Annotated in this window: 9 protein-coding genes and 1 pseudogene; 3 read left to right on the top strand and 7 right to left on the bottom strand. The window is 44.2% G+C overall.

Features of this window, described 5'->3' with window-relative positions:
- Positions 1-267: 267 nt before the first annotated feature.
- Positions 268-2838 (top strand): family 78 glycoside hydrolase catalytic domain, encoded by a 2571-nt coding sequence (locus tag AAHJ11_RS08520; RefSeq protein ID WP_148367684.1) that lies wholly within the window; start codon positions 268-270, stop codon positions 2836-2838.
- A 353-nt stretch (positions 2839-3191) separates the two neighbouring features.
- Here AAHJ11_RS08520 and AAHJ11_RS08515 read toward each other — a convergent pair whose 3' ends face one another.
- Together AAHJ11_RS08515 and AAHJ11_RS08510 are read right to left on the bottom strand one after the other, a co-directional pair.
- On the bottom strand, positions 3192-4109 hold the full coding sequence (locus AAHJ11_RS08515; RefSeq protein WP_320974713.1) for a HEPN domain-containing protein: 918 nt from the start codon (positions 4107-4109) through the stop codon (positions 3192-3194).
- Between the two features lie 58 nt (positions 4110-4167).
- Positions 4168-5919 carry an AAA family ATPase gene (locus tag AAHJ11_RS08510; protein WP_413579346.1) on the bottom strand — a complete coding sequence of 584 codons (1752 nt, stop codon included), beginning with the start codon at positions 5917-5919 and terminating at the stop codon, positions 4168-4170.
- Between the two features lie 129 nt (positions 5920-6048).
- Here AAHJ11_RS08510 and AAHJ11_RS08505 point away from each other — a divergent pair, with 129 nt between their 5' ends.
- Positions 6049-6930 (top strand): DMT family transporter, encoded by an 882-nt coding sequence (locus AAHJ11_RS08505; RefSeq protein WP_148367681.1) that lies wholly within the window; start codon positions 6049-6051, stop codon positions 6928-6930.
- Positions 6931-7315: 385 nt separating this feature from the next.
- Positions 7316-9904 carry a DNA mismatch repair protein MutS gene (gene mutS, locus AAHJ11_RS08500; protein ID WP_195648810.1) on the top strand — a complete coding sequence of 863 codons (2589 nt, stop codon included), beginning with the start codon at positions 7316-7318 and terminating at the stop codon, positions 9902-9904.
- Between the two features lie 68 nt (positions 9905-9972).
- On the opposite strand, the pseudogene AAHJ11_RS08495 reads toward mutS, so the two are convergent.
- The 5 genes and pseudogenes from AAHJ11_RS08495 to araJ all read right to left on the bottom strand — a co-directional run.
- Positions 9973-10074, bottom strand: a pseudogene (locus tag AAHJ11_RS08495) (chloramphenicol acetyltransferase); the annotation flags it as partial.
- Between the two features lie 57 nt (positions 10075-10131).
- Positions 10132-10965, bottom strand: a complete 834-nt coding sequence (gene lgt / locus AAHJ11_RS08490) for a prolipoprotein diacylglyceryl transferase (RefSeq protein ID WP_148367680.1) — start codon at positions 10963-10965, stop codon at positions 10132-10134.
- Positions 10966-11014: 49 nt separating this feature from the next.
- On the bottom strand, positions 11015-11923 hold the full coding sequence (locus AAHJ11_RS08485) for a ketopantoate reductase family protein (protein WP_413579345.1): 909 nt from the start codon (positions 11921-11923) through the stop codon (positions 11015-11017).
- A gap of 47 nt (positions 11924-11970) precedes the next feature.
- On the bottom strand, positions 11971-13074 hold the full coding sequence (gene ychF, locus AAHJ11_RS08480; RefSeq protein WP_195648712.1) for a redox-regulated ATPase YchF: 1104 nt from the start codon (positions 13072-13074) through the stop codon (positions 11971-11973).
- A gap of 65 nt (positions 13075-13139) precedes the next feature.
- Positions 13140-14282: an MFS transporter AraJ gene (gene araJ / locus AAHJ11_RS08475; RefSeq protein ID WP_148367677.1), complete on the bottom strand. Its 1143-nt coding sequence runs from the start codon at positions 14280-14282 to the stop codon at positions 13140-13142.
- Between the last annotated feature and the right edge of the window lie 148 nt (positions 14283-14430).

The following is a 14430-nucleotide window of genomic DNA, read 5'->3' as shown; positions in this document are numbered from 1 at the left end:
ACCGTCATCTTCTTTTCTTATTTGATAAATAATTGATACAATAGAACTAGCGAATGCGTTGATTATATTATTTTACAATATGTCGTTGTTTTGCCCGATAATCGATTCTCCAACGTAAAAAGCTTCAGATTGAACAGAAACCATTGTTGAGTCAAAAAAAATGTAGAAATCGTCTGTCATATCATATAATTCTGTAATTTTGTTGTGCAAGTCCCATAAAACAGCACTTCTAAGTTAATCTTTTAATACTAAAAAATACATATAAGTATGAAAATGAATTTCCATTGTTTTGCGAATCTTGTTCCGGTAATGATTTTCGCGCTTTTCTCGAATAGCGGACTGATAAACGCAACTGAAGTCGGAAAACGTACTCACGCATTGGAAGCGTCGGCCTGGAACGAATCCAAATGGATTTCAGCAGTAGACGCTCCTGTAGTGAAAGGACATAACAACGGTCGCGCAGCCGATGGTGCCAGTTGGTTCGTGTCCACCGTGAAAAATGAACAGAAAGTCATCTCTGCCAAGTGGATGACCGCCGGACTGGGAGTTTACGAGTTGTATGTGAATGGGAAACCCGTAGGCGGAGAATTCCTGAAACCGGGCTTCACACACTATGCCAAGACCAAACGTTCTTTCACCTATGATATCACAGACGTCATCCGTACCAAGCCAAACGCCGACAACATGCTCTCCGTACAGGTGACACCGGGATGGTGGGCTGACAAAATCATAACCCCCGGAGGATATGACGGCATGATAGGCAAAAAGTGTGCCTTCCGCGGTGTATTGGAACTGACTTTTTCTGACGGAACTAAGAAGTGCTACGGTACCGACCTCGAAAACTGGAAAGCCGGAATTGCCGGTCCGGTGAAACATGCCGGCATCTTTGACGGAGAAGAGTATGATGCACGCGAACCGATGGGCTACGAATGTGTGGACAAACTCTCCACACCCGAAGAGAATACCGAATTTTCTGGTGACATTCTGCCTTCGGACGGAGCGGAGGTCTATCTGCGCACCGATCTCGCCCTCGCTCCTGTCAGAGCATACATTTGGAAGAAGATAGAAAGAGCGAAAGAAAACGAGTTCGGTAAAGTGATTATCGCCCGTGAGTTCGCATCGGGCACGGAGATGACCATAAGTCCGGGAGAGACATTAGTGGTGGATTTCGGGCAAAACTGTGCCGGCATACCCTCTTTCGTATTCAAAGCCGCCGAGGGAACAGTGCTGACTTGCTTTCCCGCAGAGTTGCTCAATGACGGCAACGGTGCCAGGATTCGTGGCATGGACGGTCCGGAAGGAAGCTGCCACCGCGAAAACCTGCGTATTCCCCACACCGGCATCCGCCTGAACTACACCTTTGCTGCCGGAGATAATTATGTGGCCTACTATCCTCACTGCACCTTTTTCGGCTACCGCTACGTCTCCATAACTGCCACCGGAAATGTCGCCATCAAGTCGTTGAAATCCATTCCCGTCACTTCCATCACAAAGGAACTGGAGACCGGCACTATCACCACAGGCAACGACCTTGTGAACAAGCTCATCTCCAACACTTATTGGGGACAGCTATCCAACTACCTGTCCATACCCACCGACTGTCCGCAGCGCGACGAGCGTCTGGGCTGGACAGCAGATACACAAGTGTTTGCAGAAACCGGTACGTTCTTTGCTAACACCATGAAGTTCTTTCACAAGTGGATGCGTGACATGCGCGACACCCAGAACAGTTTGGGCGGATTCCCCGGAGTGGCTCCCTTAGCACAATACGGTGATGAGAAAATGCGTTTGGGATGGGCCGATGCCGGAATCATTGTGCCTTGGACGGTGTGGAAACAATTCGGAGATACGCAAATCATTGAGGAGAACTGGAATGCCATGGACCTGTTTATGAACCACATCAACGACACCAAGTATAACCACGAGACGCTCTGCAGCGAGAATGGCAACTACCAATGGGCTGACTGGTTGAGCTACGAACCGCTGGAAAGCTGTAGCGGACTGGCTTTCTCTCCCCAAGGTCCGCTTCCTGATGCCATTAGCTACTGGAACTATCTAAGTGCTTCCTACTGGGTGATAGATGCTTTCATGATGCGCGACATGGCTACCGCTACCGGTCGCAATTCCACCAAATACCAGCAAATGGGCGACTTGGCAAAAGCATACATCAAAGAGAACTTCCTCAACGAAGACGGCACTTTCAAAACCGCCATCCTCAACACCATGCAAACTCCTGCTCTGTTCGCCCTGAAAAACCAGCTTGTGGAAGGCGAAGCCAAAGCGAAGATGATAGACCGCCTGCGCGAAAACTTCGCACAACACGACCTTTGCTTGCAGACCGGATTCCTGGGCACATCTATCCTTATGGCCACCCTCACGGAGAATGGCATGGAAGACATTGCCTATGAACTACTCTTCCAACGTAAGAACCCAAGTTGGCTGTATTCTGTGGACAATGGAGCTACCACTATTTGGGAAAGGTGGAACAGCTATATGATAGATAAGGGAATGGGACCACGTGGTATGAACAGCTTCAATCATTATGCCTACGGATGCGTATGTGAATGGATTTGGGAAACTGTTGCCGGCATTGCAGCCGATCCTGCCACCCCAGGCTTCAAGCATATCATTATGAAACCCATTCCAGACAAGCGATTGGGACACGTAACTGCCGAATACCGTTCCGCCGCCGGACTCATCAAGAGCGCCTGGAAATACGAGGGTGACACTTGGATTTGGGAATTCACCATTCCTAAGGGTGTTACCGCTACCGTAACCCTTCCCGGAGAGATGAAGTCAAAAGACTATGGAAGTGGAACTTACAAGGTGACCAAATAGTTTTTCATGTAGGAATTTGATAGTAAGGAGGTGTATCGAAACTCTCTTTTAACGTGATTGAGGGTCATAATGAATAATAAAACGCAGATTAACGCAAATTATCGCAGAAATAATTTTATAAGTCATTGATTAATATATCAATATAATTGAAATAATCTGCGATAATTTGCGTTAATCTGCGTTTTGACACACTTTCAATTCTTTATTTAAAGGTTTTGACATACCTTCTTTTCTCTTGTTTTGGCAAAATGTATGTCATGTATTTACTATTTAAAAAGGGAGATATCTGGAAAACAAATTGTACAAGAATGGGGAACTGTAAAGGTTATCGTACTATATTTACGATATACGGTTTATATCTTTTCTTTCTCTTCTTTTTCTATCATCTCATCGTAATATACTATGCGTGCGGCACATTCCCGAATAGTCACTTCGCGCAGCACCTCTGTTCGTGCCAGCATATACTCGTATTGCTCTTTGCTAACGGTGAATAGCCGGTTGTATCGCGCTTCGATATATGCCCTGCATAATTTATCAAACGCTTTATAATCTTCGAAAGTATTGGTTGGAAACACATTTGCGAATTCTCGTGAACGGCTTCTGGCCATCGCCCCTAGCACTTTTAACTCATGAGATTTAGGGCGAATGCCGCTGTACACAAGCGTAAATGTTTTGTAGAAGCGTTCGCAGGCTTGATGTAACAAGAAAGAACCTAATTTATAGTCTCTATCTTCATAGGCTAGTTTGCCATGTCTTAAGAATCCTTCTGCTAAGGGAAAGCATTCTTCATATTCTTCTTCCGCATATTGCTTAATCTCCCGATACGGCAACTTCTCCGGTTTGCCAATCTGAAACGTACCGTCGTCATACAACAGAATGCCGTCTTTTATAATCTCATAGAAGAAATAATGCTTCCTTCTTATAGCTCGATTAATGGTCGTCGGGGTTTCTACAATAATACTAGGAGGTGCCGGATGCCGTTTCCTTTCCATTCGTGTATCATATTTGGGGACGATAACCTCGCGCGCATGTCTTTCTGCTTTAGTAGCATCTCCCGTATCACATATCACCAGAATATCCAAATCACTTTGGTAGTAAGTACCTCCTCCGCACCCGTCGTATGTTACATCCCAGATGACATATTTTCCCCGCGCATAACTTCCATACAGGATAATCATACGCACGTTCGAAAGATTCGACAATATCAGTTCTTGCAGCACCGCCAACTCTTCTTGCGTGCGTTTGGGCAAACGTTTTATTGATTTTTTCATATTGTTAGCCTATCTGTTTTTTGCATGATGCGCTTGTAATGCGAGTTCCTTTTTTGTATTAAACCTCTTCGCATATCGGCATATCCATTCCTTTGTATACAACTACGATTTTATGAAGCTGTGTTGTGCCGACTGCTCTCTTCACCGTATCGGTGTCAGCATAGCGATTGGCTTGAGCAATAGCTTCCAGTCGCAGTTCTTCTATGCGGCTTTCGGGGTCTTTATACTTGGCATATTTCAGTTCCACAATGTAACTGTGCTTCATGTCGGAATAGATATCCAGTAGCGGACAAAGGAAAATATCGACATAACCTGCCTGTGTGTCCTGTTCAGAGATGGGGCGGTAGAAACGGTTTTGTGCTGTCATGGCAAGTGTGAAGCCATGGACAAAAAATTCGCCTTTCTGCTTGTCGCGCTGGGAAGTGTAGCGTTTCAGACAGTCGGCAATATAGCCGAAGTAAGCTTTCCAAGAGCCATCGTAGGCAAGGGCACTGGCAAGTTCGTTTTTCTCGTAACTGCTGAAATTGAGCTCGGCTTCGTTGTAGGTACTTAGCAGATAGGTGTAGATTTGTTCGCGGACTACCTGATTGGGGATGGTGAGTTTGGTTTTTCCTTTATACGTGCCGCTAATGGTGAGCATACCGAAATAGTAGAGTAGACTCACAAAGTTGTCAGGGTTGGTGATATTGATGGCAGGAAAACCTTTTTTCAGTTCTCCGGTGACGTAGCCTTCGCTCACCAATGTTTGTATGATGGAGGCATCGTGTGCAAACTCTTTGTCCTTCCGGATGAGCATACGTAATTTTTCGTAGTCGATACGGATATTGTCTTCTACCATATCCCGGGGGGCTTTGCCTCGTTGAATATAATTCTTGACGAAGTAGAGTACCATGTTGGAGTTGTACATAGTGGTTTCACCGTAACATTCTTCTGCAAAGCAGTAGTTGTCATACCAGGGTTTCATTATTTCTATCAGTTCGTCTACACTGTGATTGAATGGACTGGTGGTGGAATAATAGGTAAGCATTTGGCGGACTTCTTCTTCTGTGAAACCTATCATCTCGTTAAATTCCGGTGTGAGCGAGTAGTTGGTTCCGATGTTGAAACCGCTTGTGAGGTCGTCCATTGTCACGGGACTTACGCCGGTAATGAAACAGCGTTCAATACTGGAATAGGTTCCGGCTTTAATTTTATTGAAGAAGGCACGCAGATAATCTTCGCCATGCGTTTCGTCCGTATAACGGTGCAGGCTTTCTATATCAGAGAGAATGGCGTTGGTGAAATGATCGTATTCGTCAATAAAGAGGTAAATACGTTGGTTGGTCTTATTACATTCTGTGAACAGGTATTCAAATTGTTCGACAGCCCCTTCTTTTTTGTTGAGTTCTTCTTTGATGCCTTTGGGGAGATAGTCGGCGTAAATATCGCAGAAGTAGTCGAACATTGTTTGGCAATGCGCGTCCAGTCCCTTGCGATAGTTGTGCAGTTCGCCTACTATTCCGGAGAAGTTGAGGTATAGTACCAGATAGCTGTTCCGGTCGCGCGTAGGATGCTTTCCGATGTAAAGGTCGCCAAACAGCGCTTCGAATTTATCCTTGGCAAGTATATCATAATAGTGCTGCAACATATTTACTGTGAGACTTTTGCCGAAACGGCGCGGGCGAATAAAGAAGAAAAACTTGTCCGCCTCTTCTATCATGGGTATAAACCGGGTTTTGTCTACATAATAACAGTCGTCGCGGCGGATTACTGCAAAGTTCATCATGCCATAGGGGATACGTTTTCTGTCCGGTGCTGTATATTTTTCCATAACTTATTCCTTATTTTAGGAGCTTTCTTTGAACATAAACAAAGGTACGGGCTTTTTGTTACTTCTCCAAACAAACATTCCATAACTTCTCGCTATCTTTGCACTCTATTAAAAAACATCACCATCACTATGGAATTGAAGCATGGATATTACCATCTGATTGCGATACTTGTAGTTGCTATCTGGGGACTGACCTTTATATCAACCAAAGTACTGATTAATCACGGACTGACCCCTCAAGAGATATTCTTTTATCGTTTTCTCATTGCTTATCTGGGCATTTGGGTGATTTCTCCCAAACGTCTGTTTGCGGGTAATTGGAAAGACGAACTTTGGTTGATGGCAGGAGGTCTTTTCGGTGGCTCACTCTATTTCTTTACCGAGAATACAGCTTTGGGAATCACGCAAGCATCTAATGTAGCTTTCATCATTTGCACAGCTCCTTTGCTTACCACCATTCTTTCCCTTCTCTTTTATAAGAGTGAAAAAGCCACCAAAGGTTTGGTTTATGGTTCCATATTAGCTTTAATCGGAGTGGGACTGGTGGTCTTCAACGGTAGTTTTGTACTTAAATTATCTCCGGTAGGGGATTTGCTTACTTTACTTGCTGCCCTGTCGTGGGCATTTTATAGTTTGGTGATAAAGAAAATGACGGGGCGTTACCCCACTGTATTTATCACTCGCAAGATATTCTTTTATGGAGTATTGACCATACTTCCCGCCTTTCTTCTTCATCCGCTACAACCGGATCTTGACATACTTTTAAAACCGATTGTATTATCCAATCTTTTGTTTCTGGCTGTTCTGGCTTCCTTGATATGTTATGTCCTCTGGAATGTGGTCTTAAAACAGTTGGGAACTGTTAGAGCTTCCAATTATATCTATCTCAATCCGTTGGTGACAATGGTGGCATCCGTAATCATTCTTCACGAACAAATCACGTGGATTACATTATTGGGAGCAGGTTGCATTATATTTGGAGTCTATCAGGCAGAAAGAAAGGCTCGGTAAAATAAAGAGGATTTGACTGCAATTTATGGGGAAGTGAAACGTACGGACATAAAAAAAGGAGCAACGCCTTGCTCCAACCTTTGTTAACCTTAAATCTAATACTATGAAAAACACATTGCAAAGATACGGACTATTGGGAAATTAGCAAATTATCCAAGAAAAATAGTATGTTTTATAACACGTTTTAATATTTTTCTCCTACTTGTTAAGAAATAAACCCTCTTTTTTTGATGGTATGCAACACTAATTGTGAAAATTGAATTGGAGAATGCCATTGATTCTCTGCCGAAAAACCGTTATCTTTGCAAAGATATTGCAATTGTTTACCCTAAATAAAAAAGAAAAGGAGAGAACCGTGAACGAAGAAGAAATCGTCCTCACCCCGATGATGAAACAGTTTCTGGATTTGAAGGCAAAACATCCGGATGCAGTGATGCTGTTTCGTTGCGGTGACTTTTATGAAACATATTCTACGGATGCCATCGTTGCATCGGAAATATTAGGAATCACATTGACGAAACGTGCTAACGGAAAAGGAAAGACTGTTGAGATGGCGGGATTCCCACATCACGCTCTCGATACTTATCTTCCGAAATTGGTTCGCGCCGGAAAGCGTGTCGCTATCTGTGACCAGTTGGAAGATCCGAAAATGACGAAAAAATTGGTGAAACGTGGCATTACCGAACTGGTGACTCCCGGTGTTTCTATCAATGATAATGTCTTGAATTATAAAGAAAATAACTTCCTGGCTGCCGTTCATTTCGGGAAAGCTTCCTGTGGGGTTGCCTTTCTTGATATTTCTACCGGTGAATTCCTAACTGCAGAAGGACCTTTTGATTATATTGATAAACTGTTGAACAACTTCGCCCCGAAGGAAATTCTTTTTGAACGTGGCAAACGCCTGATGTTTGAGGGGAATTTCGGCAGCAAGTTCTTTACCTTCGAGCTTGATGACTGGGTATTTACGGAGACTACTGCCCGTGAGAAGTTGCTGAAGCATTTTGAGACGAAGAACCTGAAAGGTTTCGGCGTGGAACACTTGAAGAATGGTATCATTGCTTCCGGCGCTATCCTGCAATACCTCACGATGACGCAGCATACACAGATTGGACATATCACTTCTTTGGCCCGTATTGAGGAAGACAAATACGTTCGTCTGGATAAGTTTACGGTGCGCAGCCTTGAGTTGATTGGCAATATGAATGATGGCGGAAGCAGTTTGCTGAATGTCATCGACCGGACAATCAGCCCGATGGGAGCACGTTTGCTGAAGCGCTGGATGGTCTTTCCTTTGAAGGATAAGAAGCCGATTGACGAACGGTTGAATGTGGTAGAGTATTTCTTCCGTCAACCGGACTTTAAGGAACTGATTGAAGAGCAGCTGCATCTGATAGGCGATTTGGAGCGTATCATTTCCAAAGTTGCTGTAGGGCGTGTATCACCTCGTGAGGTGGTTCAGTTGAAGGTGGCTTTGCAGGCTATCGAGCCGATAAAGTTGGCATGTATCCAGGCCGATAACGCAAGTCTGAACTGGATAGGGGAGCAGTTGAACCTTTGTGTCACTATTCGCGACCGGATTGCCAAAGAGATTAAGAATGACCCGCCGTTGGCTGTTAATAAGGGGGGAGTGATTCAAGACGGGGTGAATGCGGATTTGGACGAACTACGCCGGATTTCGTATTCAGGAAAGGATTATCTGCTTCAGATACAGCAGCGCGAAAGCGAACGGACGGGTATTCCGAGTTTGAAAGTGGCTTACAATAATGTGTTCGGTTATTATATTGAAGTCCGTAATGTACATAAGGATAAAGTTCCGCCCGAATGGATTCGTAAACAGACGTTGGTCAACGCAGAGCGTTATATCACGCAGGAATTGAAAGAATATGAAGAGAAGATTTTAGGGGCGGAAGATAAGATTCTGGTGCTGGAAACGCAGCTATATACGGATTTGGTACAGGCATTGACGGAGTTTATTCCCCAGATACAGATTAATGCGAATCAGATTGCCCGCCTGGATTGTCTGTTGTCATTCGCCAATGTGGCTCGTGAGAATCGTTATATCCGTCCGATTATTGAAGATAATGATGTATTGGATATCCGCCAGGGGCGTCACCCGGTGATTGAGAAACAGCTTCCTATCGGTGAGAAGTATATTGCCAATGATGTGATGCTGGACAATACTACGCAGCAGATTATTATTATTACAGGTCCGAACATGGCCGGTAAGTCTGCGCTTTTACGTCAGACGGCATTAATTACGTTATTGGCTCAAATCGGTTCGTTTGTTCCTGCGGAGAGTGCGCACATCGGTTTGGTAGACAAGATATTCACTCGTGTAGGAGCGAGTGATAATATATCGGTCGGAGAATCAACATTCATGGTAGAGATGAATGAAGCGGCAGATATTCTAAACAATGTTTCTTCCCGAAGTCTGGTGTTGTTTGATGAGTTGGGTCGTGGTACGTCTACTTATGACGGTATTTCCATTGCTTGGGCAATCGTAGAGCATATCCATGAGCATCCGAAAGCTAAAGCACGTACCTTATTTGCTACGCATTATCATGAGTTGAATGAGATGGAGAAATCCTTCAAACGTATCAAGAATTATAATGTATCGGTGAAAGAAGTTGATAATAAGGTAATCTTCCTTCGTAAGCTGGAGCGGGGTGGTAGTGAGCACTCTTTCGGTATTCACGTGGCAAAGATGGCCGGTATGCCGAAAAGTATTGTGAAACGTGCCAATGAGATACTGAAGCAGCTTGAATCTGACAATCGCCAACAAGGAATTTCCGGTAAACCGTTGACGGAAGTGAGCGAGAACCGTGGAGGGATGCAGTTAAGTTTCTTCCAACTGGATGATCCGATTCTCTGCCAGATTCGTGATGAGATTCTGAATTTGGATGTGAATAATCTCACTCCGATTGAAGCATTGAATAAGCTGAATGATATCAAGAAGATAGTCAGGGGGAAATAATTATTTCCCCTTAATTTAAAATCTGTAATATGAAGCAATGGGGGAGAATGCTAATCCTTGTTTGTGCTTTATTTTAGTAACTCTTCTACTTTCCTGTAAAACAATGAAAGATGGTGCCCGTCTATAAATCCATGATGAATGGTCATAGCGATAGGCATTACTAATTTGCCTTCTTTGGTGATTGCTTTTCCTGTCCGCTCCCCAAGTTTCTATATCTATGATATGTTTCATTTCTTTTCTACTTTCTTCCGATCATAGAAGAACATGAAATAAACGCCTATGATGATAAATGGAACGCTTAACCATTGGCCCATATTGAACATCATGTGGTCTTCAAATGCTTCTTGGTTCTCTTTCAGGAACTCGATGAAGAAGCGGAAGACAAAGATGTAAGTCAAACAAAGTCCGAAGAAGAAGCCGCGGTGCAGTTTCTTACTGTAATTCTTGTACAGATAAATCATGATGAAGAATAGGATAAGATAGGCGATAGCCTCGTAAAGTTGTCCCGGATGACGGGGCTGCATATCTACACGCTCGAATATAAACGCCCAGGGTACATCAGTCGGCTTGCCGATGATTTCGGAGTTCATCAGGTTGGCAAGGCGGATGAAACAGGCTGTGATTGGAGTGGCTACGGCAATCATATCCAATACATCCATATAATGGAGCTTTGTCTTGCGGCAATACAGCCAAAGTGCGACTATCAATCCTAGTGTGCCACCATGGCTGGCCAATCCCTCGTATCCGGTAAACTTCCAGTTTCCATCCGGCATAAACTTGATGGGAAGAATCATTTCCCAGAAATGTGACAGATAGTATCCCGGATCATAGAATAAACAGTGTCCCAGACGGGCGCCGATCAGAATACCAAAGAAACAGTAAAAGAAAAGCGGATCAAACTTCTTTTCTTCTATCTTTTTATCCCGGAACTGGTAGTGAACAATAACATAAGCAAAGAATATTCCTACTGCCCACAATAATCCGTAATAACGGATAGAAATACCGAACAGGTTGAATAGTTCGGGATTCGGGTTCCAGTTGATGTTGAGAAGTGAATACATAGGCTTGGTAGTATTATTTATTTAATAGGTTTCATTCTTTCTCTAGTGGCTATTCTTTGAATTTTTCTGCAACCATCCGGTAGGTCGGTATGTCAATCCCTTGTTCTTCGGCTGCTGCAATCATATCGAAAAGCAGTCCCTGTATCTCGGATTCGTGTCCGCGTGCCAGATCTTTCTGCATGGAAGCAGTGCTTTCGGGATCCAGTTTATCGATGATTTTCAGATTGTAAGTGACAGGGTCTTCCGGAAATTCCACACTTAGCTTCTTTCCTAAAGCAGCGCTCTCTGTAGTGAGTCCGATGAATGTATTCCGTATCTTTCCCGGTTTTTGAACTTCACCCATCGGAACATCGTAGTATGCCCCTGTTAAAGCCATTGCAGAAATAAACGACCATTTGATAAATGTATCCCGGTTGATATCCGGTGAAAGGTCTACTTTGATACCTGCTTCCTGCAAATCCTGTTGGATGGCTTCCAGTAATCCGGTTTTAACGATAGTGCCACGATGAGCGCCATACACTAACCGGAATATTTTCCCCATCTGGGTGATTTCTCCTGTGCCGGATACAAAACCCACAATATAGATGCAACCATCCAGAACGGTAACTCCCGGAACAAGTTTCTGTATCCGCGGTCCTGTTCCATACACATTCAGTATGGGGATGACAACCGTGTCTTTGTGAGCGGCTCTTTGAATGAGTTCTACAATAGAATCGACCGAGTAACCTTTTACGCATACAAATATCACATCCGCTTTTCCATTGAATTCTTCAGCGGTAGTTGCCGTAATCCGGAGCGTATGTTCGCCTTTTAAATCCGACTTCAGTTTTAAACCATCCGTTTGTATTGCTTGCAAATGAGCACCACGGGCAATACAGGTTACATCTTTGCCTGCCAGCGACAAAAATCCTGCGATACTGCCGCCTACACCTCCAGTTCCTGCGATGAGATACTTCATGTTATTAGCGAATTAATAATTAATGAGTCGTTGGTGATTATTGATAATCACACATTGAAACGGAAATGCATGATGTCTCCGTCCTGCACTATATATTCTTTTCCTTCCACACCCAGCTTTCCGGCTTCTTTCACAGCTGCTTCCGATCCGTATTGAATATAGTCCTCGTATTTGATAACTTCGGCACGGATAAAACCTTTTTCAAAGTCAGTATGGATAACACCAGCACATTGAGGAGCTTTCCATCCCTTTTCGTAAGTCCAGGCGCGTACTTCCTGCACGCCGGCTGTGAAATAGGTTTCAAGATTCAATAGTTTATAAGCTGATTTGATAAGGCGTGCTACACCTGATTCTTCCAAGCCTACTTCGGCAAGGAACATCTGGCGGTCTTCGTACGTTTCCAGTTCGGCAATGTCCGCTTCTGTCTTGGCTGCAACAATCAGGATTTGAGCATCCTCGTCTTTTACAGCTTCACGCACCATATCTACGTATTTGTTGCCACCCACTGCGCTTGCTTCATCAACGTTGCAAACGTACATCACCGGTTTGCTGGTCAATAAGAACAGTTCGTGAGCAATCTTTTGTTCGTCTTTCGTTTCGAAAGTCACTGTACGTGCAGATTTACCCTGTTCCAGAGCATTTTTGTATTGGACAAGTACATCATAAGCTAACTTTGCAGCTTTGTCTCCACCTGTCTGCGCCTGTTTCTGTACTTTCTGGATACGGCTTTCAATCGTTTCCAAGTCCTTCAATTGAAGTTCGTAGTCGATGATTTCTTTGTCACGGACGGGGTTTACGCTACCGTCTACATGTGTCACGTTGTCGTCATCGAAACAACGGAGCACGTGGATGATTGCATCTGTTTCACGGATATTGGCTAGGAACTTGTTTCCCAGTCCTTCACCTTTGCTTGCGCCTTTCACCAGTCCGGCGATATCTACGATTTCTACAGTTGTAGGAACAATTCGTTGGGGATGTACCAATTCAGCCAGTGCGTTCAGACGTTCGTCAGGAACGGTAATTACACCTACATTCGGTTCAATTGTACAGAAAGGGAAGTTTGCCGCTTGTGCCTTTGCGTTCGACAAACAGTTGAAAAGAGTCGACTTACCCACGTTCGGTAGTCCGACAATACCACATTGCAATGCCATTTATCTATTTCGTTTTATTTAGTTATCGATAATCTGACTGCAAAGATAGGTATTTTGATAGAGTTTTAGTATTTTGCCTGGTATTTCTTATAAAAAATCAAGAACAAAGTGAATCCGATCAAGGCAAACGGTACACCTGTCAGGGCAGGATAACGGTATCCGCCACTAACAGCCAGTCCGCCTACATAGGCACCGATGGCGTTTCCGAGATTGAACGCAACCTGTACGCAGGCTGCTCCCAACATTTCTCCTCCTTTTGCTACACGGATAATCAATATCTGTTCCGGACTGGATACAGCAAACAGTCCAGCCGTACAAAGGCACATTAACAGGGCAGCTGCCCATTTGTATGGAGAAAGGAAGAAAATAAGCAATAACATCATGCAGATGAGTGCTTGTGCGGCAGTTCCCACCTTTCCGGGAGTGTAACGGTCGGAGAGACGGCCACTAATCAGGTTTCCCATCACCATACCGAAACCGGCAAGGATCATTAAAGGCGTAATGCTTTCTGTGGAGAAGCCGGACACATGGGTAAGCAGCGGATTGATGTAGCTATACCAACAGAATACACCGCCGTTTCCTAAGGCTGTAGCACCGAGAATCAACCACGGAGCCGGAGTTTTAAGAAAACGGAACTGCCCTTTAAAGCCGGTGTCCTGCAAACCTTCTACATGGGGAACCCATCGCCAGATATAGTACATGATAACAATTCCCCAAATGCCGACTAAGAGGAAGGTGGCACGCCAGGAAAGCATGGTACTTAAAGAAGTTCCCAGAGGTACACCGAATAGGTTGGCAATGGTCATTCCCGCAATCATGATGGAGACGGCTTCCGAGCCTTTACCTTTATCGGCCAGTTTCTCGGCAACAATAGAGCCTACTCCGAAGTATGCGCCATGAGGTAAGCCGGAGATGAAACGGGCAACGAGTAGCACCCAGTAATTGGGAGCCATAGCCGCACAGATGTTACCTATCATAATCAAGGTAACTAATACCAACAGAATATGTTTTAATGGATATTTGCGGGCCAATGTCAGTACAGGGGCACCGACACAGACTCCTAATGCATAAGCAGATATGAAATGCCCTGCGGTAGGAATACTAATACCTAAATCTTTTGCCACATCGGGCAAAATTCCCATCATCACAAATTCGGCAATACCCAATCCCAGTGTACCGAACGCCAATGCAATAAGACTCTTCTTCATACCAAACTTTACCTAATACCTGTTGCTTTTTACCTTTTTACCTGCCGCTTTTTTTATTTCGGCTGCAAAGGTAAAACAAAATCTTTCAAGGTGAGTTCAGACCGGACGATTTTGATTTAAATCAATTTATACAATGCTAGTGTGTAGC

Origin of the sequence: Bacteroides sp. 90-K9/2, from assembly GCF_047310725.1 — a bacterium.
In the GTDB taxonomy this organism is placed as follows: domain Bacteria; phylum Bacteroidota; class Bacteroidia; order Bacteroidales; family Bacteroidaceae; genus Bacteroides; species Bacteroides vicugnae.
This window is presented reverse-complemented; position numbering and strand designations above follow the sequence as displayed.

Coding starts and splice junctions, on each gene's coding strand:
- AAHJ11_RS08520 (WP_148367684.1), top strand. CDS start 268: ATGAAAATGAATTTCCATTGTTTTGCGAATCTTGTTCCGGTAATGATT.
- AAHJ11_RS08515 (WP_320974713.1), bottom strand. CDS start 4,109: ATGAAAAAATCAATAAAACGTTTGCCCAAACGCACGCAAGAAGAGTTG.
- AAHJ11_RS08510 (WP_413579346.1), bottom strand. CDS start 5,919: ATGGAAAAATATACAGCACCGGACAGAAAACGTATCCCCTATGGCATG.
- AAHJ11_RS08505 (WP_148367681.1), top strand. CDS start 6,049: ATGGAATTGAAGCATGGATATTACCATCTGATTGCGATACTTGTAGTT.
- mutS (WP_195648810.1), top strand. CDS start 7,316: ATGATGAAACAGTTTCTGGATTTGAAGGCAAAACATCCGGATGCAGTG.
- lgt (WP_148367680.1), bottom strand. CDS start 10,965: ATGTATTCACTTCTCAACATCAACTGGAACCCGAATCCCGAACTATTC.
- AAHJ11_RS08485 (WP_413579345.1), bottom strand. CDS start 11,923: ATGAAGTATCTCATCGCAGGAACTGGAGGTGTAGGCGGCAGTATCGCA.
- ychF (WP_195648712.1), bottom strand. CDS start 13,074: ATGGCATTGCAATGTGGTATTGTCGGACTACCGAACGTGGGTAAGTCG.
- araJ (WP_148367677.1), bottom strand. CDS start 14,282: ATGAAGAAGAGTCTTATTGCATTGGCGTTCGGTACACTGGGATTGGGT.